Below are 26,436 nucleotides of genomic sequence, written 5' to 3'. Positions count from 1 at the left end.
TCAGCTCCCCATCCCTGGCAGCGAAAGAAATCCTGTCAACACCAGAGCATTGAGCAGGTCGATGAGGAAGGCACCGACCAGCGGCACCACCACAAAGGCCTGGGGCGAGGGGCCGTAACGCTGGGTGATGGCCTGCATGTTGGCGATGGCCGTGGCGGTAGCGCCCATGGCGAAGCCGCAGAAAGCCGCGGACATCACCGCGCTCTCGTAGTCACGGCCGGTCCAGCGGTAGGTCACCAGCGCGCCGTAAATCAGCACCAGCAGCAACTGGCCAAGCAGAATCAGCATCAGCGGGCCGGCCAGGCTGAACACGCTGGCCAGGCTCAGGGCCATCATGGTGATGGCGAGAAACAGCGACAGGTTGACCGACGACACCAGTTCGATGGCGTCGTCGTTCAGGCGCAGGCCGACGAAGTGGCCGAGGTTGCGGATCAGCACCCCATACAGCAGACACCAGAGGAAACTGGGCAGGGTGATGGTGCCTTCGCCGATCCATTCGGCAGTGGCCTGACCGGCCAGCACGGCCAGCAGGGTGGCGGCCAGTACCGGGACGAAGTTGGCGGCACGAACCGAGTCAGCATCGCCGTCACTGCTGTGCGCCACTTCAGCGGCTTTGCCATCGGCACCGGCGAGCTGGTGGCGCTTGATCAGCCATTGCGCCAGCGGGCCGCCGGCAATGCCGCCGAGGACCAGACCGAGGGTGGCGGCGGTCATCGCCAGCTCCATGATCGACTGGATGTTGTTCACCTCGGCAAAGCGTTCGGCATAAGCCGCGCCGGTGCCGTGACCGCCGACCAGGGTGATGCTGCCGCCGACCAGCCCCATCAGCGGGTGCAGGTCCAGGCCCCAGGCCAGCAGCAGGCCGAGCGTGTTCTGCAGGAAGAGAAAAGGGATCAGCACCAGCACGAACAGCAGCAGGCGCTTGCCGCCCTGGCGCAGCAGGCCAAGATTGGCTGACAGTCCGACGGCGGCGAAGAAGGTCAGTAGCAGTATAGGCTTGAGGGTCACATCGAAGCTGATCTGCCAGCCCAGGCTGGCACCCAGCACGGCCATCATGCTCGCAAACAGCAAGCCTCCGGTAATCGGCTCGGGGATGTTGTAGCGGCCCAGCAGTGGTACCAGACGATTGACGCCGCGCCCCAGCAGCAGAACCAGCAGGGCTGCCAGGAGGGTTTCTACGGGTTGTAGGGTCACTCGTTCACTCCTTGAATGATGGCGGCCAGCGCGCTTCGGGGCTCAGGCTAGCTTAGTCGGCCAACGATGTGAAAACGATTTTGGTACGCGCTTTCAGCCAGTGAGCTCAGACTCCTCCCGACGCTGTAACAGGCTGCGGCCTCGGCTGATATCGCTGAGCAGGCGCTGCAGGGCGTCCAGCTGCGCGGGCGCGACGGCCAGCTCCAGACGCGCGCCCTGGGCATCGTAGGTTTCGTTCAGAAGCAGGGTGGCGCAACTGTCCAGGCGTGCCTTGAACAGCGCCAGTTCGCTGAAGTTGAGGTGGCAACTGACGTTCAGGCGCGGGACATGGGCAATGCGCTCGGCCTGTTGCAGGCACTGGTTGGCACAGCCGCCGTAAGCCCGCGCCAGGCCGCCGGTGCCCAGCTGGATGCCGCCGTACCAGCGGGTGACCACGACAATCAGCTGGTCCATCTCCTGCGCTTCAATAGCGCTGAGAATCGGCCTGCCAGCCGTGCCGCCGGGTTCGCCATCGTCGCTGAAGCGGTACTGGGTGCCGAACTTCCAGGCCCAGCAGTTGTGCGAGGCACCGGCATCACGCAGGCCGGCCAGCAGCTGGCCGGCCTGACTGGCGTCGTTCAGGGGGTGGGCCTGAGCAAGGAAGCGGCTCTTGCGTATTTCCTCGCTGAACTGGGCAGGGCCGCCCAGCAGGAAGCTCATGCGGCCGGCGGGGTGAGGCCAAGGCCCTTGAGGATGATGTGCACCAGCACGTCGCCGGCCTGTTCGAAGTCCGTTTTTAGCAAGCGCGGGCGTTCGGTCAGGTTGCACACTTGCCAGGCAAAGTCGGCGTAATGCTGGGTGCTGCCCCAGAGCAGAAAGATCAGATGCGCCGGGTCGATCGGGTCGATCTTGCCGGCATCCATCCAGGCCTGGAACACGGCGGCGCGGCCCCGGAACCAGTCGCGGTAGTCCTGGTTGAAGTGGTTGGTCAGACAGTCGCCACCGCGGATCACTTCCATGGCGAAGATGCGTGAGGCCAGCGGGTTCTTGCGCGAGAACTCCAGCTTGCTGCGGATGTAGGCGGCGAGGGCTGTGGCCGGGTCGTCGTCCACGCTCAGGTGATTGAAGGTGTCTTCCCACAGATCAAGAATGTTATCCAGCACCGCGACGTACAGGCCCTGCTTATTACCGAAGTAGTAGTGCAGGTTGGCCTTGGGCAGTCCCACGCGCTGGGCGATGGTATTCATGCTGGTGCCTTTGAACCCGTGCAGGGCGAATTCTTCTTCGGCGGCGGCAAGAATCGCTGCTTCGTTCTTCTGACGGACACGGCCTGCTGGCTTGGCGGATTGTTCGGGTGCGGGAGCGAGTTTTTTCATAGGCCTCGGCGCGGAGTGACGGGCGGAGCGTGAATGCGTGTGCACTGATACCCGAATGCGGCGCGTGATACAACCCTGAAAGGCACTGCCAGCGTGCCGTGTCACAGGCAGCAGGCATAAAAAAAACCGGCCATTGCTGGCCGGGGCTTGCGCAAGGTGGGCCGGGGATAGCCGCCCACAGGGAAGTCGGCCAGACGCGCCATTCAATGCCGCGTCTGGCGGGTTGCGACAATCAGGCGCGGGCCACCTGCGCCGCAGCAGGTTGGTAACGTACATTGGCTTGCTGCAGGGCGCTGATGCCGCTTCTGGCGTTGGCCTGCATGGCCAGCAGGCGCTCTTCGTCGGTGGCGTAGCGTTGATCCCAGTCCAGTACCTTGGGCGTCATCAGCTTGTGCCACAGCGGCGGAATCATGGCGACGATGATGGTGGTCAGGTAGCCGCCGATCATCATCGGCGCATCCGGGAAGGGCTTGAGGTCCTGGTAGGGCACTTCGCCCTGAGCGTGGTGGTGCGAGTGACGGGTCAGGTTGAACATGGCCCAGGAGCTGATGCGCTTGTTGGTATTCCACGAGTGGCGCGGCTGCACCGGGGTGGCCGGGTTGCGCACCATGCCGTAGTGCTCCATGTAGTTGACGATCTCCAGCAGGGCCTTGCCCCACAGGGCGCAGGCGGTGAAGAACAGCGCGGTCTGCCAGCCGCCGATGACATAGGCGGCTACCACCAGCAGCACGCTCATCAGATGGCCGCGCAGCACCGCGTTATGCCAGCCGAACAGGCTGTGGCCTTTGCGCTTGAGGCGCTTCTGCTCGATTTTCCAGGCGCTGACGTTGCCCTTGAGGGTCGAGGCCAGGATGTGAAAGTACACATTGCGGCCACGCGGCGCGGTGGCTGGATCTTCCGTGGTCGACACATAGCGGTGGTGGCCGTAGACGTGTTCGATGGAAAAGATGGTGTCGAAGCTGAAGGCCAGCAGCCAGCGTCCGACCAGCATGGAGATCGGGTCCCAGGTTCGGTGGGTCAGCTCGTGGGCCGGGATGGTGCCGACCATGCCGATCATCAGGCCGGTGATCAGTACGGTGGACACGTAATGCCCGGCAAAGGTGGCATCGCGTGCGGCGATCAGGTCATAGCCCGTCAGTTGGGTCAGGGCCGCGCCGAAACCGAGGAAGTCGCCGCTGCTGAAACTCCACAGCGCGGAGAAGACGATGAATGCCAGCAGCGGCAGGGCCAGCCACAGCTGAAAGGTGAGGATGCCGGGGTGCTTGAACTGCGGCGTACTGGTGTCGTCGCCGCAGATGGCGTCACCGACCATGTAGATCACCAGCACCGCGATCAGGCCGAAGGTGATCCAGGCGCCGCCGGCCAGAATGGCGAGCGCTGCCATCAGGCCGACGCCGTGGAACAGGAAGTACTTCAAATAGTGCAGAAGGTTCATGGTGGTTTCTCTTGTTATGGGCAGGTGGTACCGCGTTGATGAGGGCTCAGGCCGACGCCGCGAGGGCGTCCTGCCGGGTGGTGAATCGGTCGGCGTGGATGTGTTCGCGTGGCACGCCGTGGTCGCGCAGAAGGGCTACCGCGCTGTCGATCATGGCGGGCGGGCCGCACAGGTAGGCGTGTGCGCCGGGAGTCACCAGTGCGGGCAGCTGGCTGGTGACCAGGCCGCGCGCGCCGCTCCAGGTGGCATCAGAGCTGGCGTTGGACAACACCGGCAGGAAGCGGAACGGGGCGCGCCACTGCGCGGCAATTGCACTGATGCTGTCCAGGGCATACAGGTCGCGCTCCTCACGGGCGCCGAACAACAGGCTGACCGGGCGCTGCACGCCATGGGCGAGGGCGTCTTCAAGCAGGGCGATGATCGGTGCCAGACCACTGCCACCGGCAATCAGCAGCAGTGGCGCATCAGCCTGTCGCAGGTAAAAATCGCCCAACGGCCCCTGTACCTGAATGCCCTGGCCGAGCAGATCGCGCTGTTGCACGAACGAGGAGAACAGGCCGCCGGGCACGTGGCGGATGAAGAAGCTGACCTTGGCGTCGGCCTGCACGGCACTGGCAAAGGAGTAGCTGCGCTGGATATCGGGCAGCGCATCCAGGCACAGCTCGGCGAACTGCCCGGCCTTGTACGGCAGGCTCTGTTCCAGCTGCACGACCAGACGAGTGATGTCGTGGGTGAGTTTTTCCTGGTCGACGATGCGCCCTTTCACCATGCGGCGTGCTTGCTGCTGGCTGAGGTCGACGCTGACGCGGATATCGCTTTTCGGCACGCTCTGGCAGGCGAGGATGTAACCCTGATCGAGCTCCTCATCCGTGAGCAGGTAGCCGGTTTCGGTCAGTTCCCTGACCTGGCCGGCGACCAGCTGGCATTTGCAGGCGGCACAACCGCCCACGCGGCAGCTGTGAGGGAAGTCGATGCCGGCGCGCAGGGCCGCCTGCAACAGGGTTTCCTTGGGTTCGACGGGGATCGCCTGACCATTGATGGTGGCCGTGGTCGGACCCTTCTTGGCAAACAGTGAAAACATGCGTCCTCCGGTTGTACTTGTTCGCGGGAGAGGCTTGGGACGGTGACAGGCTAAGTCCCTGGCGCCCGGCGCTGGAGGTTCGCGATTGACATTCTATGGGTCATTTATTGACAATTTTCCCGGAGCTGACTTTTCCTCCGGAGGCCCGTGTCGTGCAGGACTTCACCCTTCCCGTGCAATACCTGCGGCAGGTCGCCGAGCAACTGACCGCCATGGGCGCCGATGTTCCGGCCTGGCTGGCGCGTAGCCGGCTGAGCGAGGCGCAGCTCAACGACGCGGCTTTTCAGCCGGACTTCGGCAGCTTCTGTCAGTTGATTCAGGATGCACTGGACAGCACCGGCGAGGGCGCCTTCGGCCTGCTGGTGGGCGAGCGTCTGGTGGTCAATACCCACGGCATCCTCGGCTATGCCGCCATGCAGAGCGGCTCGGTGCGCCAGGCCCTGCAACTGGTGGAGCGCTACTTGGGGCTGCGTACCAGCCTGGTGTCCGTCAGCCTGCGTCAGGATGAAACGTCAGCGCATATCCTTTTCACCCCCAGCTATGCGCTGGGCGATATCCAGCGACCGGTGCTGGAAGCCATCGTGCTGGCGATCAAGAACGTGTTCGATGCCATCACGCTGGGCAGTTATGCGCTCACCCGGGTCAGCTTCCCGTTTGCCCGCCCGGCCTATGCCGAGCTGGCCGAGGAAATGTTCCGCTGCGAGGTGGCCTACGACGCGCAGTGGGCCGGCTTCACCCTGCCGCTCGCGCTGCTCGACCTGCCGCTGAAAATGGCCGACCCGGCCTCGTTCCGCGAGGCCGAGCTGATCTGTCAGCGTGAACTGGACAAGCTGCAGCAGGCCGTGTCGATGAGTGCACGGGTGCGGCGGGTGATGCTGGAGAAGCAGAACGGCTTTCCCAGTCTCAACGTGACGGCGCGCCTGTTCCACCTGACGCCGCGCACCCTGCACAGGCGTCTGCTGGAGGAGGGCACCTCGTTCAAGACGATTCTCGAAGAAGTGCGCCACACCCTGGCGGTAGCGCATCTTCAGGCCGGGCACCTGAGCATCGAAGAGATCGCCTACACCCTCGGCTACACCGATATCGCCAACTTCCGCCGGGCGTTCAAACGCTGGGAAGGCATGCCGCCTGCGCAGTATCGGGAACAGCGGGGAGGCTAAGTTCCACCCTCATTGCCATTGCAGGGTGGCGGTAACCTGATTGCCGACGCCGCCGAATTGCAAGTCTGCGCATAGTTGGCGCAGCAGATATAAGCCACGGCCGTGAAACTGTTCTTCACTCGCCGTCGCTTTGTAGTTCTGGAAGTCGAAACCAGGACCACTGTCGGTAACTGTTACTGATAAACGCTTAATACCCTCCAGGCTCGCTTGTTGGATATCCACCTGCAGTTCTCCGTGCTCCAGTGCTTGCAGGCTGCTCTGACGTAATTGTAGGTAGCGTTCGAACCCGTCAGATAGATGTTTGATGCTGGTATCAAGTCGCAAAAGACCATGCTCGATGGCATTGGCTAGCAACTCTCGCAGTACCAGGCTGAAAATGCCGTGCTGTGCCGGTTCAAGCCCAAGGCTTTGGCAGAAACTGCTGATCAGCGGCTCCAAATCGTGGTTTCGTAGCTGCTCGACATTCAGTTGTAACTGCAGGCTCCAGGGTTTGCACTCGTGAAAGGCTGGGGGCGCCGGCTGCATATCCAGTTTCGCTGGTTCGCAGTAGATGTGCATATACGCAACATCATCGTGAGGTTGTGCTCCTGATGTATGCAGTGCCAGTGCTTCCTGTAGGCGTGCCGCGCGTTGCTCAGGTTTCACGTCATGTAAAACTGCTTCGACTCTGTCCAAGCCAAATTGCATGCCACTGATGGATTCGGCTTCAATCAGTCCATCAGAAAACATGCTGAACTGGCAGCTCTCAGTAATGTGCACGGTTTCGACCTGGCAGCAGAACAGCGGATCGTCCTCATCCAAGATGCCAATCGGAAAATTCAAAGACTCGAACCGCTCCAGTACGCGACCATCGTCGGCCATTAGGAGTGCACCCGGAATACCCCCGTTCCAGATCTGCAAGGTGCCATCAAGCGGGCTATACAAGGCCATCAGCAGAGCGACAAAACGGTTGGCGGGCAGGTACTCGGCACTCTTGCGGTTGAGTTTCCGGGCAATCCCCTCAAGTGAGAATCCCTTGGCTGCCATGTTGTAGAAGGTTTCGCTTACGGGTAGCAGACTCAATGCTGCGGGGAGGTCATGGCCGGTGGCATCGGCCAGTAGAGCGTAGCGATCGCCATTGCTGGCGCGCCAGGCCAGCAGCAGATCTCCAGAAACCTCACTGACTGGTTTTAGAAAATAGTCCAGCTGGCGCCCTTCCAGTTTTGCCGTGCGAGCCAGTCGGCTCATCAGGTAGGCACTGATATTGCGCTCTTCCTTATCACGTTCGCGATATTCGATTAGCTCGCGGTTCTGCCGAGTGATCTGCTCCTGCATCTCGGCAATACGCTGGAATGAGTTGATCTTGGCAGCCAGCATATCCAGGCTCACCGGCTTTGCTACGAAATCATCGCAGCCTGCCTCAAGTGCAGCGATCTGCGCTTCGGTTTCGGCGTTGCCAGAAAGCATCAGGATCGGTCGCCACCCCATGTTCAACTGCAGTTCTCGTAGCAGGCGAGTGGTTTGCTGACCATCTAGGCCTGGCATGCTCTGGTCTACCAGCACTAAATCGAAGGGCTGCTGGGCGTACAACTTCAGAGCCTCATCACCAGATGGCGCATATTGGCATTGATGCCCGACTTTGCTGAGGTAGGACGATAACAACCGGCCAATAGCCGGCTGGTCGTCGATAATCAGAATGCACAGGGCTCTCATGGCTATTCAGTAACTTTGAACAGTTTGAGCATATTGGTGACATGGAGGACGTCGTGTACTACGCCTTGGGGTTTATACAGCTCAACTTCCTTCTGCACTTCGGCTGCTTTCTTGCGCAACGACAACAAAATGCCAATGGCTGCGGAGTCGATGTACTTAACACCGCTCAGATCGATAACCAGAGTGCGTACCTCTTCTTTCGCCAGTTCAGCCTCATAGGCATCGCGAAAAGGGCGGAACGTACTGAAGTCGAAACGCTCGCCAGGACGTATGGTGCTCACATGAGGGGTATTCATGGTATCTCCGGTTGATCATCAGATACTTCGCTCAGTCAGGCATTCGTAGGTGCTGCGATTAGCTGCAACCCTTACAAACCGGCGCCTGCTGATGGGCCAGCAGGGCGTAAGTTACAAGCTTGATTTGTTTCTTCACTCTAGTCGCTGGACCTGAATAAATCCTGACGAGCCAATTACTGGGACGAACCTAGCGAGCGAGGCTTGATGAGGATAGGCGACTGCATCGAACTTACCTGTATTAAGTTAGGCATGCTGGCCTTGCTTAGCAGTGCGTCTGAATCGCCGAGTGGTACTGCTGCCGCTTTTCGGCGCCCAAAGAAAAACCCCTGACTTTCTCAAGGAAAGTCAGGGGTTTATTTGGTGGAGCCGGGGGGATTTGAACCCCCGTCCGCCAGTTCGCCGCTATCGGTTCTACATGCGTAGCCATCTCTATTGAGTTAACTCCGCGCGGCCCGAGTGGCAGGGTGCTTGGAGCGAGCTGCATAAGTTTTAGCCGTTACACCTGCAGCGAGTTTGGCGGCGATCCTGTTCTATCTGACAGACCAAATCTTCGGGTTTACAGGCATCCCCTAGGGTCTGCTGGCGCCCTTAGGCGGCCAGAGCGTAGTTGTCGTCGTTGGCAACTATGAAGTTGTGGCAGCGGATTTACGAGAACTGTCACCTACTCGGCATGCCCCTCAAGTTTTGTTACCGGCGTCGAATCCTAATCGGCCCCAAAACGGTTGGTGCTTGGTATTACGACGCGCAGTGTACGGCAAAGGTTCCGCAGCGTCGACCAGCGGAAGCTCATACACTATGGTCACGTGTTCGGGATGGGCTGCAGGGCTCTGCCAAGGTGGGTGCATGACTGTTAAGCGAAAGCCACTGTTTCGTTGGGTTTGGCGTGCTTTTGTGCAGAGCGCGCTGGTGCCTCTGGTACTGGTGGAGTCGGTGCTGATTGCCGTGTATCTGCTGACCAACGGGGCCATCCGCGATGCTCAGGTTGAGCACCTGCACGAGACGGCTCTGGAGAGCCTGGATGTGGCGGTGCAACGCGAGGCGCGGGTGATCGATGGGCAGTTGCGCGCGTTGATCAGCCACCTGCAGGTATACCGCGATGCGCTGGGTGTTGCGCTGCAGGACCGGCGCTATCAGCCCGATCAGTTGGAGACCGGCCGGCATGCGGTCACGCCTTCCGGGGTGTTTTTCAGTCAGCGCGATGAAGGGCGCGCAGCCTCTTTCTATTCGGCCAGTACGCCTCTGGCGCAGCAGGATCACGCCAAAGCGTTGCGCCTGGCGCAGGTGGACCCGCTGATGGCCTCGATCCGGGCGGCCAATCCTCAGGTGTCGGCGATCTATTTCAATAGCTGGGACAGCTACAACCGGATTCTGCCGTTCTTCATGACGCCCGAGCAGTATCCGCACGACATGGTGATTCCCGAGTACAACTTCTATTACCTGGCTGATGCGCGGCACAACCCGGCACGGCGTGAGGTGTGGACGGATGTCTATCTGGATCCGGCGGGGCAGGGCTGGATGATGTCGGCGATTGCGCCGGTGTATCGCGGTGACTTTCTGGAAGGTGTGGCCGGCCTGGACCTGACCGTGGGCAAGCTGCTGGAGCAGATCAGCCGCCTGAGCGTGCCTTGGTCCGGTTATGCCTTGCTGGTCAGTCGGGAGGGGCGGATTCTGGCGCTGCCGCCGGCTGGGGAGGCGGATTTTGGTCTGCGTGAACTGACGCATTACTCCTATGACGAGGCTGTGCGCCGCGAGCAGCTCAAGCCCGAGGACTTTCGTCTCGATCTCAATCCGGCCTTGCAGCCGCTGGCCCGCAGCGTGGTCAGCAGCACCAGTGGTGTGGATGAGGTGCAGCTTGGTGGCCGGCAGCAACTGGTGGCCTGGAGCGAGATCGAGCAGACCGGTTGGCGCCTGCTGATGGTCATGGATGAAGACCGGGTGTTTGCCCAGACCAACAGTCTGGCTTCGCGTTATCTCAATCTGGGCTACTGGCTGATTGCCGGTCTGGTCGGCTTTTATGTGGTGTTCTTCGGCCTGATGTGGCTGCGGGCGCGGCGATTGAGCCATTTCCTGGCTGATCCGATCAGCGGGGTGATGGCGATGATGCGGCAGATCGGCGAGGGCAATTACCAGCCGCGCATGCAGCACTCGGACATCAGCGAGCTGGAGGATATGGCGCTGGCCGTGGTCCAGACGGGCGCGCATCTGGCCGACAGCGAGCATGAGCGCTGGAAGGCGCAGCAGCATTTGCAGGTGGTGCTGGAGGGTACGACCGAGAGCATCTGGGATGTCGATGTGGTGCAGCAGAGCATGCACATCAGTGGCCGCTTCATTCGCCGCTTTGGTCTGCCGGAAGGACCTTTGCCGTTGCGGCAGTTCAATGAGCGCATCCATCCGCAGGATCGTGAGCGCGTCCGGCAGCTGCGTCAGCGTCTGATGACGGAGGGCGGTGCCTTTGATGCCGAGTATCGCTTTGCCGATGCGCAGGGGCAGTACGCCTGGTTGCTCAGCCGCGGCAAGGTGATCGAGCGCGATGAGCAGGGCCAGGTGCTGCGCATCAGCGGCACGCACATGGATATCTCCAGACTCAAGGCGGTGGAGGAGGAGTTGCGCGAGGCGAGTGTCCAGGCGCAGGCGGCCAGTCAGGCCAAAAGCCGCTTCCTGTCGAGCATGAGTCATGAGCTGCGCACGCCGCTCAATGCCATCAATGGTTTTGCTCAGTTGATCGAGCTGGAATGTGAAAACCGCGACGGGCTGGAGCAGGCGGGTGGTTATGCGCGCGAGATCATCGTGGCCAGTCAGCATCTGACGTCCCTGGTGGATGACATCCTCGACCTGTCGAGTCTGGAGTACGGCCGGCAGCAATTGCAGGTCGAGGCTGTCTGCGTGCTTGAGATGCTGCGCAGTTGTGCGGAGCTGATTCAGCCGGAGGTGCAGTTGCGGCACATGCGGTTGTTGCTGGAGCCGGTGGCTGGTGATCTGTATGTGCAGGCCGACAGCCGCCGCCTGCGTCAGGTGTTGCTCAACCTGCTGTCCAATGCGCTCAAGTACAACGCGGAACGGGGAGAGGTACGTCTGGGTGTCGAGCTGGGGGCGGAGTCCCTGCGTCTGTGGGTGGAGGATCAGGGGCCGGGGCTGACGGCGGCGCAGCAGCAGCAGCTTTTCCAGCCGTTCCAGCGTCTGGGGCGGGAGAACTCCAATACGCCGGGTACCGGTATTGGTCTGGTGCTTTGCCGTGAGCTGGCACTGCTGATGAGCGGGCAGGTTGGGGTGCGCAGTGCGCCGGGCCAGGGCTGTCGTTTCTGGATCGAGTTGCCGCGGGTTGTTGCTCCTGCCGCGTCAGGCGGCGAGGAGCCTGTGCCGCCGCTGGCGGCGGCGCGTCCGCAGTTACTCTGTGTCGAGGATCATCCGGCCAGTCTCAAGGTGGTGCAGGAAGCCTTGCGGGGCATGGCTGATGTGCGTGGGGCAAGCACCTTGCGTCTGGCGCGCGAGTATCTGGCGCAACATCTGCCGGCGTTGTTGCTGCTGGATATCGACTTGCCGGATGGCAGTGGACTGGAGCTGCTTGATGAGCTGCGGGAGCGGCGTGTGCCCGTGCTGGTGATCAGCGCGGTGGCCGACGAGCGTGTGTTCAGCGAGGCGCTGGCGCGGGGTGCGGTGGGGTGTATGGTCAAGCCATTGGACTTGCAGCGCCTGCGTGAGCAGGTGCGCCAGCAGTTGCTCTGAGCCTGCTGGCGTGCCTTAGCGCTGTTCGTGGCGGACGGCGCGCTGGATCTCGCGGTTGGAGTCGCGCTCTCTTTCCACGTCGCGCTTGTCAAATTCCTTCTTGCCCTTGGCCAGAGCAATTTCGCATTTGATCAGGTGCTTCTTCCAGTAGAGCTTCAGGCAGACGCACGCGTAGCCTTTCTGCTGCACGGCGCCAAACAGCTTGCCCAGCTCGCGCTTGTGCAGCAGCAGTTTGCGGGAACGTACCGGGTCGGCGTAGACGTGGGTGCTGGCAGTTGTGAGCGGGGTGATATGACTGCCCAGCAGCCAGGCTTCACCATCCTTGAGCAGGACATAGCTGTCGACCAGCTGTGCCTTGCCGGCCCGCAGGCTTTTCACTTCCCAGCCGGACAGGGCGATGCCCGCTTCGAAGCGGTGCTCGATGAAATAGTCGTGCAGCGCCTTCTTGTTCTGCGCGATGGTGCCTTCGGGGTGTTTCTTTTGCTTAGCCATAGGGGCGGCATTATAAGGACGCCGAGGGTTCTCCGCCATGCTGCCGTGCTTGAGGGGCGGGACGATATCTCCGACAATTCACGTGCATATCCCGCTGCCGGCCCTCCGGGCATGGTGGCGTTCAATCGCAGTCGGAAGAAGTCAGATTATGAGTACCCATATCCAGCGCTCGGCTTTGTTGCCCTTCCCGGCGCCGGCCCTGTATGCGCTGGTCAACGATGTGGCGCGGTATCCGGAGTTTCTTCCCTGGTGTGCCGCCGCCTCGGTGCTGGAAGAAACGCCGGAGCTGATGCGGGCCGGGCTTACGGTGGCCAAGGGCAGCATCAGCCAGCGTTTCGTCACCCGCAATACGCTGACCCCAGGGACCAGTATCGAGATGAATCTCGAAGAAGGTCCGTTCAGCCAGCTGCATGGTATCTGGCAGTTCAAGGCACTGGGCGACAAGGCCTGCAAGATCAGTCTCGACCTGACCTTTGATTACGCCGGGCCTCTGGTCAAGGCTACGCTGGGGCCGCTGTTCACTCAGGCCGCCAATACACTGGTCGATGCATTTTGTCAGAGGGCAAAGCAACTTCATGGATAAGCAGACGCTGGTTGTCGAGGTGGTTTATGCCCTGCCGGACAAGCAGAAGCTACTGAGCCTCAGTGTGCCGCGCGGCACCACGGTGCGTGAGGTGGCGCTGCGCTCGGGGATGGATGCTTTCTTTCCGGGGCTGGATCTGGCGAATGCGCCGCTGGGCATTTTCGGCAAGGCTGTCAGCAAGCCCGATGAGCGGGCGATCGAGGAAGGTGAGCGGGTGGAAATCTACCGTCCGCTGATTGCTGATCCGAAAGAGGTGCGCAAGCAGCGCGCGGCCAAGGCGGCTCAGGCCAAGCAGGCCGACGATGCGGCCGATGCTTGATTAGCATGCACAAAAAAGCCCGGCATTGCCGGGCTTTTTTGTTTGGCCGAATTATTCCGGCATGGGTTCCAGTGGCTCCGGCGTCGGCACCGGGATGGCTTCCACGCTGTCGACTTCCTGCTGGATCTGCTCTTCCAGCGAGCCAGGGGCTGCGCGCTCGATGAGTTCGCTCTGCGGCTTGCTGCTGTCGGAGGGAGTGACACGGGTTTCACCGCCGCTGCCGCGGATTTCGTCGTCACGGGAAACGCCAGGCATAAAGTCGCCCGACAGACCGGCAAGCTGGTCACCATTGAAAACCAGGCTGACGCGTTCCTGTTGGCGCTGACCGCCACCGGGCTGGATGCTGTACAGATAATCCCAGCGATTGGCATGGAAAGTGTCGGTAATCAGCGGGTTGCCCATGATAAACCGCACTTGCCGCCGGGTCATTCCGGGCTTGAGCTGGTCTATCATGTCCTGCGTTACGACGTTGCCCTGCTGGATGTCGATTTTGTACACCCCGGGAAATGAACAGCCGGCAAGTGCGGCGAGCCCGACAAGGGTGAGACTGGTCAGCATGAGCTTGGCTTTTTGCATCAAGGGGCGACTTCCACTATCTTGGGGCCACGAAAAATCCCGATGATACCTGCATTGCGGGGTGCTGCGAAGCACTCCAGCCGAGAAAGCTGACCATGGTAGAAAATAGCGAACTGCGCAAAGCCGGCCTCAAAGTGACCCTGCCACGGGTCAAGATCCTGCAGATGTTGGACTCTGCGGGTCTGCGTCACATGAGCGCTGAAGATGTCTACAAGGCGTTGATGGAGGCGGGCGAGGACGTGGGCCTGGCCACCGTTTATCGCGTACTGACCCAGTTCGAGGCGGCAGGCCTGGTGGTGCGGCACAACTTCGACGGTGGTCATGCCGTGTTCGAACTGGCCGATGGCGGTCATCACGACCACATGGTGTGTGTCGATACCGGCGAAGTGATCGAGTTTATCGACCCGGCAATCGAGAAACGGCAGAAAGAGATCGTGGCCGAGCACGGTTTCGAGCTGGTCGATCACAATCTGGTGCTGTACGTGCGCAAGAAACAGTAACGGTTCTGAGTGTTAGAAAAAACGGCGACCCTGGTCGCCGTTTTTCATTTATAGAGGTTCATCAGGCGCAACTGGCGGCCAGCATCTTGCGGGCGTGGGCAAGGGACTCGTCGGTCAGGTCGAGGCCGCCAAGCATACGAGCGACTTCCTCGATGCGCTGTTCGGCGTCCAGTGTGGCGACGGCGGTGCGGGTTCCCTCGCTGCCACGCTGCTTGTGCACGAACAGGTGCTGATGGCCCTGAGCGGCAACCTGTGGCAGGTGTGTGACGGTCAGTACCTGACCGCGCTCACCGAGTCTGCGCAGCAACTGACCGACCACTTCCGCGGTGGGGCCACCGATGCCCACGTCGACTTCGTCGAACACCAGTGTGGGTACGCGCGAGGTTTGCGCGGTAATGACCTGAATGGCCAGGCTGATGCGGGACAGTTCCCCTCCGGAGGCGACCTTGGCCAGGCCTTTGAGCGGTTGGCCGGGGTTGGCGCTGACCTGAAACTCGATCTGCTCCAGGCCATTGGGCTGCAGATTCTCGCTGTCCTGGGCGATGAGCTGGATATTGAAGCGGCCGCCGGGCATGCCCAGTCGCTGCATCTCAATTTCCACGGCGCTGGCCAGTGTACTGGCTGCAGCCTGGCGCAGCTGGCTCAGTTCGCTCGCCTTTTCCTGATAATGGCGGGCGTAGGCGGCCAGTTCGTCAGTCAGTCGCTCCACGGCTTCATCGTCGGCATTCAGGCTTTCCAGTTCGTCCAGCAGGCGCTGCTGCAGTTGGCCCAGATCGCCCGGTTGCACGCGGTGCTTGCGCGCCAGGCTGTAGATGCTGTCGAGGCGATCCTCCAGTTGCTGCTGACGTTGCGGGTCGGCATCGAAGTGATCGATGAAGCGATTGAGTTCGCCGACGGCTTCCTCCACCTGGATCTGTGCGCTGGCCAGCAGGTTGGTGGCCTCGCTGAGTGCGCCGGGCTGATTGCTGAAAGCGCCAAGCCGGTTGAGGCTGGCGGTCAGTGCGGACAGGACGTTGCCGGCATCGCTCTCGCTGCACAGCTCTAGCACCTGACGACAGGTACTCAGCAGTTGTTCGGCATTGCTCAGGGTCTTGTGTTCCTGCTCCAGTTGCTCCAGCTCGTTGTCGCCGAGGGAGAGGTTTTCCAGCTCCTCCAGTTGATAGCTGAGCAACTGATGGCGGGCGCGCTGCTCATCGCTGCTGCTGGAAAGGCGTTCCAGCTCGCTGCGGGTCTGTTTCCAGCGCTGGGCTGCCAGCTGCACCTGACGGGCCAGATCACTGGCGCCGGCATATTCATCGAGCAGCCGGCGGTGGGTGTCGGGTTTGAGCAGGGACTGGTGTTCGTGCTGGCTGTGAATGTCGATCAGCAGCTCGCCAAGGGCCTTGAGATCGCCCTGTGGGCAGGGGCTGCCATTGATATAGGCGCGTGAGCGGCCCTCGCTGGTGATGACCCGGCGCAGAATGCAGGGGCCTTCAGTGTCCAGGTCGCGCTCGTTCAGCCAACTGCGGGCTTCGGGAATGTCGGCCAGATCGAAGCTGGCGAGAATATCGGCCTTGTCCGCTCCCGGACGAACCACGCCGCTGTCGGCGCGGTCACCGAGCGCCAGGCCGAGGGCGTCCAGCATGATCGACTTGCCGGCGCCGGTTTCCCCGGTAATCACGCTCATGCCGCCCTGCAGTTCGAGGTCGAGGTGTTCGACGATGGCGTAGTTGTGAACGGAGAGGTGCACCAGCATGGCAAGGCTCCTGAAAATGAAGGCTGTTCATTTATACAGTAGTTGTTTTTCTGCTGGCAATCACCTGTTGCCCTTGAAATGGTTAAAACCATCCCCAGATTAGGGGCATGCAAACGAGCGGTGCCTCGTTGTCGATTGAAAGGAGAGGACGATGTCTGACGAACAGATTCTGGATAACCAGGGCCCTGAGACTGCGCAAGCGGCGCCCGATCTGCAGGCGCGTGTCGCCGAGCTGGAAGAGCAGCTGGCTGCTGCTCAGGATCAGTCGCTGCGTGTGGCGGCCGATCTGCAAAACATCCGTCGGCGTGCCGAGCAGGACGTCGAGAAGGCGCACAAGTTTGCCCTGGAGAAGTTCGCATCTGATCTGCTGCCGGTTGTCGACAGCCTGGAGCGCGGTCTGGAGCTTTCCAGCCCGGACGACGAGGCGATCAAGGCTGTGCGCGAAGGCATGGAACTGACCCTCAAGCTGTTCCACGACACCCTCAAGCGCTATCAGGTCGATGCGGTCGACCCGCATGGCGCGCCGTTCAATCCGGAGCACCACCAGGCCATGGCCATGCAGGAAAGCCACCACGTTGAGCCGAACAGCGTGCTCAAGGTGTTCCAGAAGGGCTATCTGCTCAATGGCCGCCTGCTGCGCCCCGCCATGGTGGTGGTCAGCAAGGCGCCGGCTGAACCTGCGCCGTCGATTGATGAGCAGGCTTGAAATCCTTCAGGCCGACCCCATCTGTTAGATCAAGCGAATTAAGTGCCGAGGCGCGGACCAAATCATCGGTCGCCAGCGCCGCCAACGTTAAAGACATAGTTTCCGGAGAGTGAAAATGGGCAAGATTATTGGTATCGACCTGGGCACCACCAACTCCTGCGTGGCGATCCTGGAAAACGGCAACGTCAAAGTTATCGAGAACGCCGAAGGCGCGCGTACCACGCCTTCGATCATCGCCTACAGCAACGATGGCGAGACTCTGGTTGGTCAGAGCGCCAAGCGTCAGGCCGTCACCAACCCGCAGAACACCCTGTACGCGGTCAAGCGTCTGATCGGTCGTCGTTTCGAAGAAGATGTCGTGCAGAAAGACATCAAGATGGTGCCTTACAAGATCGCCAAGGCCGACAACGGTGACGCCTGGGTGGAAGTGAAGGGCCAGAAGATGGCGCCGCCGCAGATTTCTGCCGAAGTGCTGAAGAAGATGAAGAAGACCGCCGAAGACTACCTCGGCGAGGCCGTGACCGAAGCGGTGATCACCGTGCCGGCCTACTTCAACGACAGCCAGCGTCAGGCCACCAAGGACGCCGGCCGCATCGCCGGTCTGGACGTCAAGCGCATCATCAACGAGCCGACCGCGGCTGCGCTGGCCTATGGCATGGACAAGGCCAAGGGCGACTCCACCGTGATCGTCTATGACCTGGGCGGTGGTACCTTCGACGTGTCGGTGATCGAGATTGCTGAGGTTGACGGTGAGCACCAGTTCGAAGTGCTGGCCACCAACGGTGACACCTTCCTCGGTGGTGAAGACTTCGACATCCGTCTGATCGACTACCTCGTAGACGAGTTCAAGAAAGAAAGCGGCATGGACCTCAAGGGCGATCCGCTGGCCATGCAGCGCCTGAAAGAAGCCGCTGAAAAGGCCAAGATCGAGCTGTCTTCCAGCACTCAGACCGACGTCAACCTGCCGTACATCACTGCAGATCAGACCGGTCCGAAGCACCTCAATGTGAAGATTTCCCGCGCCAAGCTGGAAGCGCTGGTTGAGGATCTGGTTGCCCGTACCATCGAGCCTTGCCGCACTGCGCTGAAGGACGCCGGTATCGACGTTTCCGAGATCAATGAAGTGATCCTGGTGGGCGGTCAGACCCGCATGCCGATGGTGCAGCAGAAGGTTGCCGAGTTCTTCGGCAAGGAAGCGCGCAAGGACGTCAACCCGGATGAAGCCGTTGCCATCGGTGCGGCCATTCAGGGCGCGGTGCTCTCGGGCGACGTGAAAGACGTACTGCTGCTCGACGTATCTCCGCTGACCCTGGGTATCGAAACCATGGGCGGCGTGATGACTGCGCTGATCGAGAAGAACACCACCATCCCGACCAAGAAATCGCAGGTGTTCTCGACTGCTGACGACAACCAGAGCGCCGTGACCATTCACGTGCTGCAGGGTGAGCGCAAGCAGGCCAGCAGCAACAAGTCGCTGGGCAAGTTCGATCTGGCCGAGATTCCGCCGGCTCCGCGTGGCGTGCCGCAGATCGAAGTGACCTTCGATATCGATGCCAACGGCATCCTGCACGTGTCCGCCAAGGACAAGGCTACCGGTAAGCAGCAGTCCATCGTGATCAAGGCCAACTCCGGTCTGTCCGAGGAAGAAATCCAGCAGATGGTGCGCGATGCCGAGGCCAACGCCGAGGAAGACCGCAAGTTCGAAGAGCTGGCCACTGCGCGCAACCAGGGCGATCAGCTGGTGCATGCCACCCGCAAGATGATCACCGAGGCGGGCGACAAGGCGACTGCCGAGGAAAAAGCGGCCATCGAGAAGGCTGTCGAAGAGCTGGACGCCGCCGTCAAGGGCGACGACAAGGCGGCTATCGAAGCCAAGATGGCGGCGCTGTCCGAAGTCACCGCTCCGCTGGCGCAGAAGATGTATGCCGAGCAGGCTCAGGCAGCTGATGCCGGTGCGGCGGGCGACGCCAAAGGCGCGGCAGACGACGTGGTCGATGCCGAGTTCGAAGAAGTGAAAGACAACAAGTAAGCGTCACGCTCCCCTCCGGCTCACCTGCGGGTGAGCATGATCTGCCGCGCGGGAGCTTGCTCCCGCGTCGGCGTATCTGGACGGTACGAATTGAAGGTGCAGGAAAGTTATGGCCAAGCGTGACTATTACGAAGTGCTCGGAGTCGAGCGCGGTGCCAGTGAGGCGGAGCTGAAAAAGGCTTATCGCCGCCTGGCGATGAAGTATCACCCGGATCGCAATCCGGACAACAAAGAAGCCGAGGAGAAGTTCAAGGAGGCCAACGAGGCCTACGAAGTGCTCTCCGATGCTGCCAAGCGCTCGGCCTACGACCAGTACGGCCACGCTGGCGTCGACCCGCAGATGGGCGGCGGCGGTTTTGGTGGCGGCGGTGGCGCGAGCTTCTCCGACATCTTCGGCGATGTGTTCAGCGATTTCTTCGGCGGCGGTGGCGGTCGTGGCGGTCGCGGCGGGGCTCAGCGTGGTGCTGACCTGCGCTATACCCTGGACCTTGATCTGGAAGAGGCGGTGCGCGGCACCACCGTGACCATCAAGGTGCCGACTCTAGTGGGTTGCAAGACCTGCGATGGCTCCGGGGCCAAGAAGGGCACCAGTCCTGTGACCTGTACCACCTGTGGTGGCGCCGGTCAGGTGCGCATGCAGCAGGGCTTCTTCTCGGTGCAGCAGACCTGTCCGCGCTGCCATGGCAGCGGCAAGATGATCACCGATCCCTGTGGCAGCTGCCATGGTCAGGGGCGCGTGGAAGAACACAAGACGCTGTCGGTCAAAGTGCCGGCGGGTGTCGATACCGGTGACCGCATTCGCCTGTCGGGCGAGGGTGAAGCCGGGACACAGGGTGGTCCGGCGGGCGATCTGTACGTGGTGGTCAGTGTGCGCGAGCACTCGATCTTCCAGCGCGATGGCAAACATCTGTACTGTGAGGTGCCGATCAGCTTCGCCGATGCGGCGCTGGGCGGCGAGCTGGAAGTGCCGACTCTGGATGGCCGGGTCAAACTGAAGATCCCGGAAGGCACTCAGACCGGCAAACTGTTCCGCCTGCGTGGCAAGGGCGTGGCTCCGGTGCGCGGTGGCGATGCCGGCGACCTGATGTGCCGGGTGGCGGTGGAAACGCCGGTCAACCTGAGCAAGCGTCAGCGTGAGCTGCTGGAAGAGTTCCGTGGCTCGCTGGAAGGCGACAGCTCGCACTCGCCGAAAGCCAGTGGCTGGTTCGAGGGTGTGAAGCGCTTTTTTGGCGACCTCTGATTAATAACGCTGCAGCCTGGAGCTGAGTGATGCGACGAATTGCTGTGATGGGCGCCGCCGGGCGCATGGGCAAGAATCTGATCGAAGCGGTCAATCAGGCGGTCGGTGCACAACTGACTGCTGCCATTGATCGTCCGGATAGCAGCCTGATCGGCGCGGATGCGGGCGAGCTGGCGGGCATCGGCCGCAATGGTGTGGTGTTGGGAGGCGATCTGGCGGCTGTGCTGGATCAGTTTGATGTGGTGATCGATTTCACCCATCCCAGCGTGACCCTGAAAAACCTGGAAATCTGCCGTCAGGCCGGCAAGGCCATGATCATTGGTACCACCGGTTTCACGGTAGAGGAGAAACAGCTGCTGTCTGAGGCGGCCAAGCAGATTCCGATCGTGTTTGCCGCCAACTACAGCGTGGGCGTCAATCTGTGTCTGAAGCTGCTCGACACGGCGGCGCGTGTGCTGGGCGATGATGTCGATATCGAGGTCATCGAAGCTCACCACCGCCACAAGGTCGATGCGCCGTCCGGCACAGCGCTGCGCATGGGCGAGGTGGTGGCCAATGCACTGGGGCGAGATCTGGAAAAGGTCGCCGTCTATGGGCGTGAAGGCCAGACCGGCGCCCGTGAACGCGAAACCATCGGTTTTGCCACGGTGCGCGCCGGCGATGTGGTGGGTGATCACACGGTGCTGTTCGCTGCCGATGGCGAGCGCGTGGAGATCACACACAAGGCGTCCAGTCGCATGACCTTTGCCAATGGTGCCGTCCGCGCTGCGTTGTGGCTGGAAAAGCAGCCGGCAGGCCTGTACGACATGCAGGATGTGCTCGGTTTACGCTGAGTGGGACAAATCGACCCAGTCTTGCGGTGGACCAAAATGACGCATTCCTGTAAAATGCAGCTTTAGTGTGTTCATTAAAAGTTACGCAGAATGGTTCAGATAAAAAAGCGGGGTGACGGTCAACACGTCATCCCGCTTTTTTACAACCTGCGTTTGCGCAAGCCTAGATCTACGGGAGGTCTTCTTGACTAAGCCAGCCATACTCGCCCTTGCTGACGGCAGCATTTTTCGCGGCGATTCCATTGGAGCCGATGGTCATACCATTGGTGAGGTCGTGTTCAATACGGCCATGACCGGCTATCAGGAAATCCTCACCGATCCTTCCTATGCCCAGCAGATCGTTACCCTGACCTACCCGCACATCGGTAACACCGGCACCACGCCGGAAGACGCCGAAGCCAACCGCGTGTGGGCTGCCGGTCTGATCATTCGTGACCTGCCGCTGCTGTCTTCGTGCTGGCGCGACAAGCAGCCGCTGGATGCCTATCTCAAAGAGAACGGCACCGTGGCCATCGCCGGTATCGATACTCGCCGCCTGACGCGCATCCTGCGTGAGAAAGGCTCGCAGAATGGCTGCATTCTGGTGGGCGACGACGCTACTGAAGAGAAAGCACTGGAACTGGCGCGCAGCTTCCCGGGCCTCAAGGGCATGGACCTGGCCAAGGAAGTTACCACTGCCGAGCGTTATGAGTGGCGCTCCAGTGTGTGGCAGCTCAAGGGCGACTTCCACCCGGAAATCGCTGCGTCCGAACTGCCTTATCACGTGGTGGCCTATGACTTCGGCGTCAAACTGAACATCCTGCGCATGCTGGTTGCGCGCGGTTGCCGCGTCACCGTGGTGCCCGCCAAGACCCCGGCCAGCGAAGTGCTGGCTCTGAATCCGGATGGCGTGTTCCTCTCCAACGGCCCTGGCGATCCCGAGCCGTGCGACTATGCCATTCAGGCCATCAAAGAAGTGCTGGAAACCGAGATTCCGGTATTCGGCATCTGCTTGGGCCACCAGTTGCTGGCCCTGGCTTCCGGTGCCAAGACCGTGAAGATGGGCCACGGCCACCACGGTGCCAACCACCCGGTGCAGGACCTGAAAACCGGCGTGGTGATGATCACCAGCCAGAACCACGGCTTTGCCGTGGAAGAAAGCAGCCTGCCGGCCAACCTGCGTGCCACCCACAAGTCGCTGTTCGACGGCACCCTGCAGGGTATCGAGCGCACCGACAAGGAAGCCTTCAGCTTCCAGGGGCACCCGGAAGCGAGCCCGGGCCCGCATGATGTGGCCCCGCTGTTCGACCGCTTCATCGAAGCCATGGCCAAGCGCCGTTAAGCCTGCCGACTGACCCAAGGATTCGAGTAAGAAACATGCCAAAACGTACAGATATCAAAAGCATCCTGATCCTCGGCGCCGGCCCCATCGTCATTGGCCAGGCCTGTGAGTTCGACTACTCCGGCGCTCAGGCGTGCAAGGCCCTGAAGGAAGAAGGTTTCCGCGTCATTCTGGTGAACTCCAACCCAGCCACCATCATGACCGACCCGGCCATGGCCGACGCCACCTACATCGAGCCGATCAAATGGCAGACCGTGGCCAAGATCATCGAGAAGGAGCGTCCGGACGCTCTGTTGCCGACCATGGGTGGCCAGACCGCGCTGAACTGTGCGCTGGATCTGGAACGTCATGGCGTGCTGGAAAAGTTCGGCGTCGAGATGATCGGAGCCAATGCCGACACCATCGACAAGGCTGAAGACCGCTCGCGCTTCGACAAGGCGATGAAAGACATCGGTCTGGCCTGCCCGGTTTCCGGCATCGCGCACAGCATGGAAGAGGCCTACGGCGTTCTGGAAAAGGTCGGCTTCCCCTGCATCATCCGTCCGTCGTTCACCATGGGTGGCACCGGCGGTGGTATCGCCTACAACCGCGAAGAGTTCGAAGAAATCTGCGCCCGCGGCCTAGATCTGTCGCCGACCAGCGAGCTGCTGATCGACGAATCGCTGATCGGCTGGAAGGAATACGAGATGGAGGTGGTCCGCGACAAGAAGGACAACTGCATCATCGTCTGCTCCATCGAAAACTTCGACCCGATGGGCGTGCACACTGGCGACTCCATCACCGTGGCTCCGGCGCAGACCCTGACCGACAAGGAATACCAGATCATGCGCAACGCCTCCCTGGCGGTGCTGCGCGAGATCGGCGTTGAAACCGGCGGCTCCAACGTACAGTTCGGTATCTGCCCGAATACCGGCCGCATGGTCGTGATCGAGATGAACCCGCGCGTGTCGCGTTCCTCGGCGCTGGCCTCCAAGGCCACTGGTTTCCCGATCGCCAAGATCGCGGCCAAGCTGGCTGTCGGCTATACCCTTGACGAGCTGCAGAACGACATCACCGGTGGCCGCACTCCGGCTTCGTTCGAGCCGGCCATCGACTACGTCGTCACCAAGATTCCGCGTTTCGCCTTCGAGAAGTTCCCCAAGGCCGATGCCCGCCTGACCACCCAGATGAAATCCGTGGGTGAAGTCATGGCCATCGGTCGTACCTTCCAGGAATCCGTGCAGAAAGCCCTGCGCGGCCTGGAAGTGGGCGTGGCCGGCTTTGATCCGAAACTCGATCTCAACGATCCGGAAGCCGAGAGCACCCTGCGCCGCGAGCTGACCGTGCCGAGTGCCGACCGTATCTGGTACGTGGCTGACGCCTTCCGCGCCGGCAAGACCGTTGATGAGGTCTTCCAGCTGACCAACATCGACGAATGGTTCCTGGTGCAGATCGAGGATCTGATCAAGGACGAGGAGAAGGTCAAGACCCTCGGCCTGTCCTCCATCGACTACGACCTGATGTTCAAGCTCAAGCGCAAGGGCTTCTCCGACGCGCGTCTGGCCAAGCTGCTCGGCGTTTCCGAGAAGAGCCTGCGTGCTCATCGTCACAAGCTAAAAGTGCTGCCGGTGTACAAACGCGTCGACACCTGTGCCGCCGAGTTCGCCACCGATACCGCCTACATGTATTCGACCTACGAGGAAGAGTGCGAGGCCAATCCGAGCGGCCGCGACAAGATCATGATTCTCGGCGGCGGTCCCAACCGCATCGGCCAGGGCATCGAGTTCGACTATTGCTGCGTACATGCCGCGCTGGCCATGCGTGAAGACGGTTACGAGACCATCATGGTCAACTGCAACCCGGAAACCGTCTCCACCGACTACGACACCTCCGATCGCCTGTACTTTGAGCCGGTGACCCTGGAAGACGTGCTGGAAATCGTTCGCGTCGAGCAGCCCAAGGGCGTGATCGTGCAGTACGGCGGCCAGACTCCGCTGAAGATCTGCCGTGCTCTGGAAGAAGCCGGAGTGCCGATCATCGGCACCAGCCCCGAGGCCATCGACCGCGCCGAAGACCGCGAGCGCTTCCAGCAGATGGTCCAGCGCCTCGGTCTGCGCCAGCCGGCCAACGCCACCGCGCGCAGCGAAGACGAGGCCCTGGCCCTATCCAAGGGCATCGGTTACCCGATGGTCGTGCGTCCGTCCTATGTACTGGGCGGTCGGGCGATGGAAATCGTCTATCAGGAAGAAGAGCTCAAGCGCTACATGCGCGAAGCGGTGAAAGTGTCCAACGACAGCCCGGTGCTGCTTGATCGCTTCCTCAACTGCGCCATTGAAGTGGACGTGGATGCGGTGTGCGACGGCGAGACCGTGGTTATCGGCGCGATCATGCAGCACATCGAACAGGCCGGCGTGCACTCCGGTGACTCCGCCTGCTCGCTGCCGCCGTACTCGCTACCGGCACACATCCAGGACGAGATCCGCGAGCAGGTCAAGAAGATGGCCCTGGAGCTCGGCGTGGTCGGTCTGATGAATGTGCAGATGGCCGTGCAGGGTGAAGACATTTATGTCATCGAAGTGAACCCACGCGCCTCGCGTACCGTGCCGTTCGTCTCCAAGTGCGTTGGTGAGTCGCTGGCCAAGGTCGCGGCCCGCGTCATGGCCGGCAAGAGCCTGGCCGAGGTGGGCTACACCCAGGAAATCATCCCGCCGTTCTTCAGCGTCAAGGAAGCGGTATTCCCCTTCGCCAAGTTCCCGGGTGTCGACCCGATCCTAGGCCCGGAAATGAAGTCCACCGGTGAGGTCATGGGCGTTGGTGACAGCTTCGGCGAAGCCTTCGCCAAGGCCCAGCTGGGCGCCAGCGAAATCCTGCCGAACTCCGGCTGTGCTTTCATCAGCGTGCGCGAGGATGACAAGCCGGAGGCCGTACAGGTCGCGCGTGACCTGGTGGCGCTGGGCTTCGAGGTGGTGGCCACTGCAGGCACCGCCAAGGTGATTGAGGCGGCCGGCCTGCCGGTGCGTCGTGTGAACAAGGTGACTGAAGGTCGTCCGCATGTCGTCGACATGATCAAGAACGACGAAGTCACCCTGATCATCAACACCACCGAAGGTCGTCAGTCCATCGCTGACTCGTATTCGATCCGTCGTAACGCTCTGCAGCACAAGATCTACTGCACCACCACCATCGCGGCGGGGCAGGCGGTCTGCGAAGCGCTGAAGTTCGGTCCCGAGAAGACCGTGCGCCGGCTGCAGGATCTGCATGCAGGAATCAAGGCATGAACAAGTACCCCATGACCGTTCAGGGCGCTCGCGCCCTGGAAGAGGAGCTGGCGCACCTGACCAAGGTGCGTCGTCCCGCACTCAGTCAGGCGATTGCCGAGGCTCGCGAGCTGGGTGACCTTAAGGAAAACGCCGAATACCATGCCGCGCGTGAAGAGCAGGGCATGGTTGAGGCGCGTGTGCGTGATATCGAAGGTCGTCTGCAGAATGCGGTGATCATCGATGTGACCACCATTGCGCATACCGGCAAGGTGATCTTCGGCACTACCGTGGAAATCGCCAACGTTGAAACCGACGAGAGCGTGACCTACCAGATCGTTGGTGAAGACGAAGCCGACATCAAGCAGGGCAAGATTTCCGTTGGCTCGCCCATCGCCCGTGCCCTGGTCGGCAAGGAAGAGGGTGATGTGGTGACGGTGCAGACCCCCAGTGGCTTGATCGAGTACGAGATTGTCGAAGTCCGCCATCTCTGACGCCATTCCGCTCTCGGCGGGCGTCATTACCTGGCGCCTGGCCCTGACCTGCTGGGTGGGCGGTATGTGGATGTTCCACTTCGTTCTGTTGCCCATGCTGGAACAGGCGGGGATGGCCAGCTTGCTGGTGGAGGGCGTGGCCGACAGGTTGCGTCCGGCGCTGGTAGGCTTCGCCGCTTTCTGTGCACTGTTGCAGCTGTGGGTGTTGTGGCTGGCAGAGGGGCGTCGCGCCGTTCTGGGCTTGCGCGGTCAGCTGTTGTTCGCGGTGCTGGGCTTGGCGCTGCTGTTCTTCCTGGCTCGGCACTGGTGGTCGGCGGAATTGTTCTGGCAGCTGCTGGGCTATCTCGGCCAGGCTTTTTGCGGACTGTTGCTGGTATTGCAGGCGGGGCCGGCCATTGAATCGGTGCGCAACGCCTGAGGCGCTGCGCACTGTCAT

At 61.4% G+C, this 26,436-nt stretch carries 23 protein-coding genes and 1 other RNA gene; 13 read left to right on the top strand and 11 right to left on the bottom strand.

Annotated elements, in window-relative coordinates; all coding sequences use genetic code 11:
• The 5 genes from gltS to CK486_RS09925 all read right to left on the bottom strand — a co-directional run bounded on the left by gltS (nt 1) and on the right by CK486_RS09925 (nt 5,065).
• Nucleotides 1-1,194, bottom strand: coding sequence for a sodium/glutamate symporter (gene gltS / locus CK486_RS09945; protein WP_095940143.1), 1,194 nt, complete (start codon nt 1,192-1,194; stop codon nt 1-3).
• Between the two features lie 93 nt (nt 1,195-1,287).
• Nucleotides 1,288-1,893 (bottom strand): YigZ family protein, encoded by a 606-nt coding sequence (locus CK486_RS09940; protein WP_095940142.1) that lies wholly within the window; start codon nt 1,891-1,893, stop codon nt 1,288-1,290.
• Nucleotides 1,890-2,549 (bottom strand): TetR/AcrR family transcriptional regulator, encoded by a 660-nt coding sequence (locus CK486_RS09935; protein ID WP_095940141.1) that lies wholly within the window; start codon nt 2,547-2,549, stop codon nt 1,890-1,892. The genes CK486_RS09940 and CK486_RS09935 overlap by 4 nt, the downstream gene beginning before the upstream one ends.
• Before the next feature lie 232 nt (nt 2,550-2,781).
• On the bottom strand, nt 2,782-3,984 hold the full coding sequence (locus CK486_RS09930; protein WP_095940140.1) for an alkane 1-monooxygenase: 1,203 nt from the start codon (nt 3,982-3,984) through the stop codon (nt 2,782-2,784).
• 46 nt (nt 3,985-4,030) lie between these two features.
• A complete protein-coding gene (locus CK486_RS09925; protein WP_095940139.1) occupies nt 4,031-5,065 on the bottom strand; it encodes a 2Fe-2S iron-sulfur cluster binding domain-containing protein in 1,035 nt (344 codons plus the stop codon).
• 152 nt (nt 5,066-5,217) lie between these two features.
• Here CK486_RS09925 and CK486_RS09920 point away from each other — a divergent pair, with 152 nt between their 5' ends.
• The gene (locus CK486_RS09920) at nt 5,218-6,225 is read left to right on the top strand and encodes an AraC family transcriptional regulator (RefSeq protein WP_176481685.1); all 1,008 of its coding nucleotides are present in this window, start codon (nt 5,218-5,220) and stop codon (nt 6,223-6,225) included.
• A gap of 9 nt (nt 6,226-6,234) precedes the next feature.
• On the opposite strand, the gene CK486_RS09915 is transcribed toward CK486_RS09920, so the two are convergent.
• From CK486_RS09915 to ssrA, 3 genes are all read right to left on the bottom strand, one after another.
• Nucleotides 6,235-7,917: a fused response regulator/phosphatase gene (locus CK486_RS09915; RefSeq protein ID WP_095940137.1), complete on the bottom strand. Its 1,683-nt coding sequence runs from the start codon at nt 7,915-7,917 to the stop codon at nt 6,235-6,237.
• A 2-nt stretch (nt 7,918-7,919) separates the two neighbouring features.
• Complete coding sequence (locus tag CK486_RS09910) at nt 7,920-8,213, bottom strand: STAS domain-containing protein (protein WP_095940136.1); 294 nt, start codon at nt 8,211-8,213, stop codon at nt 7,920-7,922.
• A gap of 358 nt (nt 8,214-8,571) precedes the next feature.
• Nucleotides 8,572-8,928, bottom strand: a transfer-messenger RNA (tmRNA) gene (gene ssrA, locus CK486_RS09905).
• Between the two features lie 128 nt (nt 8,929-9,056).
• Here ssrA and CK486_RS09900 point away from each other — a divergent pair.
• Complete coding sequence (locus CK486_RS09900; protein WP_095940135.1) at nt 9,057-11,936, top strand: ATP-binding protein; 2,880 nt, start codon at nt 9,057-9,059, stop codon at nt 11,934-11,936.
• Between the two features lie 15 nt (nt 11,937-11,951).
• Here CK486_RS09900 and smpB read toward each other — a convergent pair whose 3' ends face one another.
• Entirely contained in the window at nt 11,952-12,428 is a 477-nt protein-coding gene (gene smpB / locus CK486_RS09895; protein WP_095940134.1) for an SsrA-binding protein SmpB, read from the bottom strand.
• Between the two features lie 148 nt (nt 12,429-12,576).
• Between smpB and CK486_RS09890 the strand changes: the two genes are divergently transcribed.
• Both CK486_RS09890 and CK486_RS09885 read left to right on the top strand, forming a co-directional pair.
• Nucleotides 12,577-13,011 (top strand): type II toxin-antitoxin system RatA family toxin, encoded by a 435-nt coding sequence (locus tag CK486_RS09890; protein WP_095940133.1) that lies wholly within the window; start codon nt 12,577-12,579, stop codon nt 13,009-13,011.
• Entirely contained in the window at nt 13,004-13,330 is a 327-nt protein-coding gene (locus CK486_RS09885) for an RnfH family protein (protein ID WP_095940132.1), read from the top strand. The genes CK486_RS09890 and CK486_RS09885 overlap by 8 nt, the downstream gene beginning before the upstream one ends.
• Nucleotides 13,331-13,381: 51 nt before the next feature.
• On the opposite strand, the gene CK486_RS09880 is transcribed toward CK486_RS09885, so the two are convergent.
• Nucleotides 13,382-13,906 carry an outer membrane protein assembly factor BamE gene (locus CK486_RS09880; RefSeq protein WP_095940131.1) on the bottom strand — a complete coding sequence of 175 codons (525 nt, stop codon included), beginning with the start codon at nt 13,904-13,906 and terminating at the stop codon, nt 13,382-13,384.
• A gap of 95 nt (nt 13,907-14,001) precedes the next feature.
• Between CK486_RS09880 and fur the strand changes: the two genes are divergently transcribed.
• Complete coding sequence (gene fur, locus CK486_RS09875) at nt 14,002-14,406, top strand: ferric iron uptake transcriptional regulator (RefSeq protein ID WP_095940130.1); 405 nt, start codon at nt 14,002-14,004, stop codon at nt 14,404-14,406.
• 61 nt (nt 14,407-14,467) lie between these two features.
• Here the strand turns inward: fur and recN are convergent, their stop codons facing one another.
• A complete protein-coding gene (gene recN, locus CK486_RS09870; RefSeq protein ID WP_095940129.1) occupies nt 14,468-16,141 on the bottom strand; it encodes a DNA repair protein RecN in 1,674 nt (557 codons plus the stop codon).
• A 151-nt stretch (nt 16,142-16,292) separates the two neighbouring features.
• On the opposite strand from recN, the gene grpE reads away from it, so the two are divergent.
• The 8 genes from grpE to CK486_RS09830 all read left to right on the top strand — a co-directional run bounded on the left by grpE (nt 16,293) and on the right by CK486_RS09830 (nt 26,418).
• Nucleotides 16,293-16,847 (top strand): nucleotide exchange factor GrpE, encoded by a 555-nt coding sequence (gene grpE, locus CK486_RS09865; protein WP_095940128.1) that lies wholly within the window; start codon nt 16,293-16,295, stop codon nt 16,845-16,847.
• Between the two features lie 115 nt (nt 16,848-16,962).
• The gene (gene dnaK, locus CK486_RS09860; RefSeq protein WP_095940127.1) at nt 16,963-18,876 is read left to right on the top strand and encodes a molecular chaperone DnaK; all 1,914 of its coding nucleotides are present in this window, start codon (nt 16,963-16,965) and stop codon (nt 18,874-18,876) included.
• A 109-nt stretch (nt 18,877-18,985) separates the two neighbouring features.
• On the top strand, nt 18,986-20,116 hold the full coding sequence (dnaJ, locus tag CK486_RS09855; RefSeq protein ID WP_095940126.1) for a molecular chaperone DnaJ: 1,131 nt from the start codon (nt 18,986-18,988) through the stop codon (nt 20,114-20,116).
• Between the two features lie 29 nt (nt 20,117-20,145).
• Entirely contained in the window at nt 20,146-20,949 is an 804-nt protein-coding gene (gene dapB, locus CK486_RS09850; RefSeq protein WP_095940125.1) for a 4-hydroxy-tetrahydrodipicolinate reductase, read from the top strand.
• 184 nt (nt 20,950-21,133) lie between these two features.
• Nucleotides 21,134-22,270, top strand: coding sequence for a glutamine-hydrolyzing carbamoyl-phosphate synthase small subunit (gene carA / locus CK486_RS09845; protein ID WP_095940124.1), 1,137 nt, complete (start codon nt 21,134-21,136; stop codon nt 22,268-22,270).
• Between the two features lie 35 nt (nt 22,271-22,305).
• A complete protein-coding gene (carB, locus tag CK486_RS09840; RefSeq protein WP_095940123.1) occupies nt 22,306-25,527 on the top strand; it encodes a carbamoyl-phosphate synthase large subunit in 3,222 nt (1,073 codons plus the stop codon).
• A complete protein-coding gene (gene greA / locus CK486_RS09835; protein WP_095940122.1) occupies nt 25,524-26,000 on the top strand; it encodes a transcription elongation factor GreA in 477 nt (158 codons plus the stop codon). The genes carB and greA overlap by 4 nt, the downstream gene beginning before the upstream one ends.
• Complete coding sequence (locus tag CK486_RS09830; protein ID WP_176481684.1) at nt 25,978-26,418, top strand: DUF4149 domain-containing protein; 441 nt, start codon at nt 25,978-25,980, stop codon at nt 26,416-26,418. The genes greA and CK486_RS09830 overlap by 23 nt, the downstream gene beginning before the upstream one ends.
• Nucleotides 26,419-26,436 lie beyond the last annotated feature (18 nt).

Source organism: Pseudomonas sp. HAR-UPW-AIA-41 (assembly GCF_002304225.1).
Taxonomy (GTDB): Bacteria; Pseudomonadota; Gammaproteobacteria; order Pseudomonadales; family Pseudomonadaceae; genus Aquipseudomonas.
The sequence above is the reverse complement of the archived record's forward strand: the minus strand, read 5'-3'. Positions and strand labels throughout refer to the sequence as shown.

Bases quoted from the DNA above. Each gene is read 5' to 3' on its own strand.
- CK486_RS09940 (WP_095940142.1), bottom strand. From the start codon at position 1,893: ATGAGCTTCCTGCTGGGCGGCCCTGCCCAGTTCAGCGAGGAAATACGC.
- CK486_RS09935 (WP_095940141.1), bottom strand. From the start codon at position 2,549: ATGAAAAAACTCGCTCCCGCACCCGAACAATCCGCCAAGCCAGCAGGC.
- CK486_RS09930 (WP_095940140.1), bottom strand. From the start codon at position 3,984: ATGAACCTTCTGCACTATTTGAAGTACTTCCTGTTCCACGGCGTCGGC.
- CK486_RS09925 (WP_095940139.1), bottom strand. From the start codon at position 5,065: ATGTTTTCACTGTTTGCCAAGAAGGGTCCGACCACGGCCACCATCAAT.
- CK486_RS09915 (WP_095940137.1), bottom strand. From the start codon at position 7,917: ATGAGAGCCCTGTGCATTCTGATTATCGACGACCAGCCGGCTATTGGC.
- CK486_RS09910 (WP_095940136.1), bottom strand. From the start codon at position 8,213: ATGAATACCCCTCATGTGAGCACCATACGTCCTGGCGAGCGTTTCGAC.
- CK486_RS09900 (WP_095940135.1), top strand. From the start codon at position 9,057: ATGACTGTTAAGCGAAAGCCACTGTTTCGTTGGGTTTGGCGTGCTTTT.
- smpB (WP_095940134.1), bottom strand. From the start codon at position 12,428: ATGGCTAAGCAAAAGAAACACCCCGAAGGCACCATCGCGCAGAACAAG.
- CK486_RS09890 (WP_095940133.1), top strand. From the start codon at position 12,577: ATGAGTACCCATATCCAGCGCTCGGCTTTGTTGCCCTTCCCGGCGCCG.
- CK486_RS09885 (WP_095940132.1), top strand. From the start codon at position 13,004: ATGGATAAGCAGACGCTGGTTGTCGAGGTGGTTTATGCCCTGCCGGAC.
- CK486_RS09880 (WP_095940131.1), bottom strand. From the start codon at position 13,906: ATGCAAAAAGCCAAGCTCATGCTGACCAGTCTCACCCTTGTCGGGCTC.
- fur (WP_095940130.1), top strand. From the start codon at position 14,002: ATGGTAGAAAATAGCGAACTGCGCAAAGCCGGCCTCAAAGTGACCCTG.
- recN (WP_095940129.1), bottom strand. From the start codon at position 16,141: ATGCTGGTGCACCTCTCCGTTCACAACTACGCCATCGTCGAACACCTC.
- grpE (WP_095940128.1), top strand. From the start codon at position 16,293: ATGTCTGACGAACAGATTCTGGATAACCAGGGCCCTGAGACTGCGCAA.
- dnaK (WP_095940127.1), top strand. From the start codon at position 16,963: ATGGGCAAGATTATTGGTATCGACCTGGGCACCACCAACTCCTGCGTG.
- dnaJ (WP_095940126.1), top strand. From the start codon at position 18,986: ATGGCCAAGCGTGACTATTACGAAGTGCTCGGAGTCGAGCGCGGTGCC.
- dapB (WP_095940125.1), top strand. From the start codon at position 20,146: ATGCGACGAATTGCTGTGATGGGCGCCGCCGGGCGCATGGGCAAGAAT.
- carB (WP_095940123.1), top strand. From the start codon at position 22,306: ATGCCAAAACGTACAGATATCAAAAGCATCCTGATCCTCGGCGCCGGC.
- greA (WP_095940122.1), top strand. From the start codon at position 25,524: ATGAACAAGTACCCCATGACCGTTCAGGGCGCTCGCGCCCTGGAAGAG.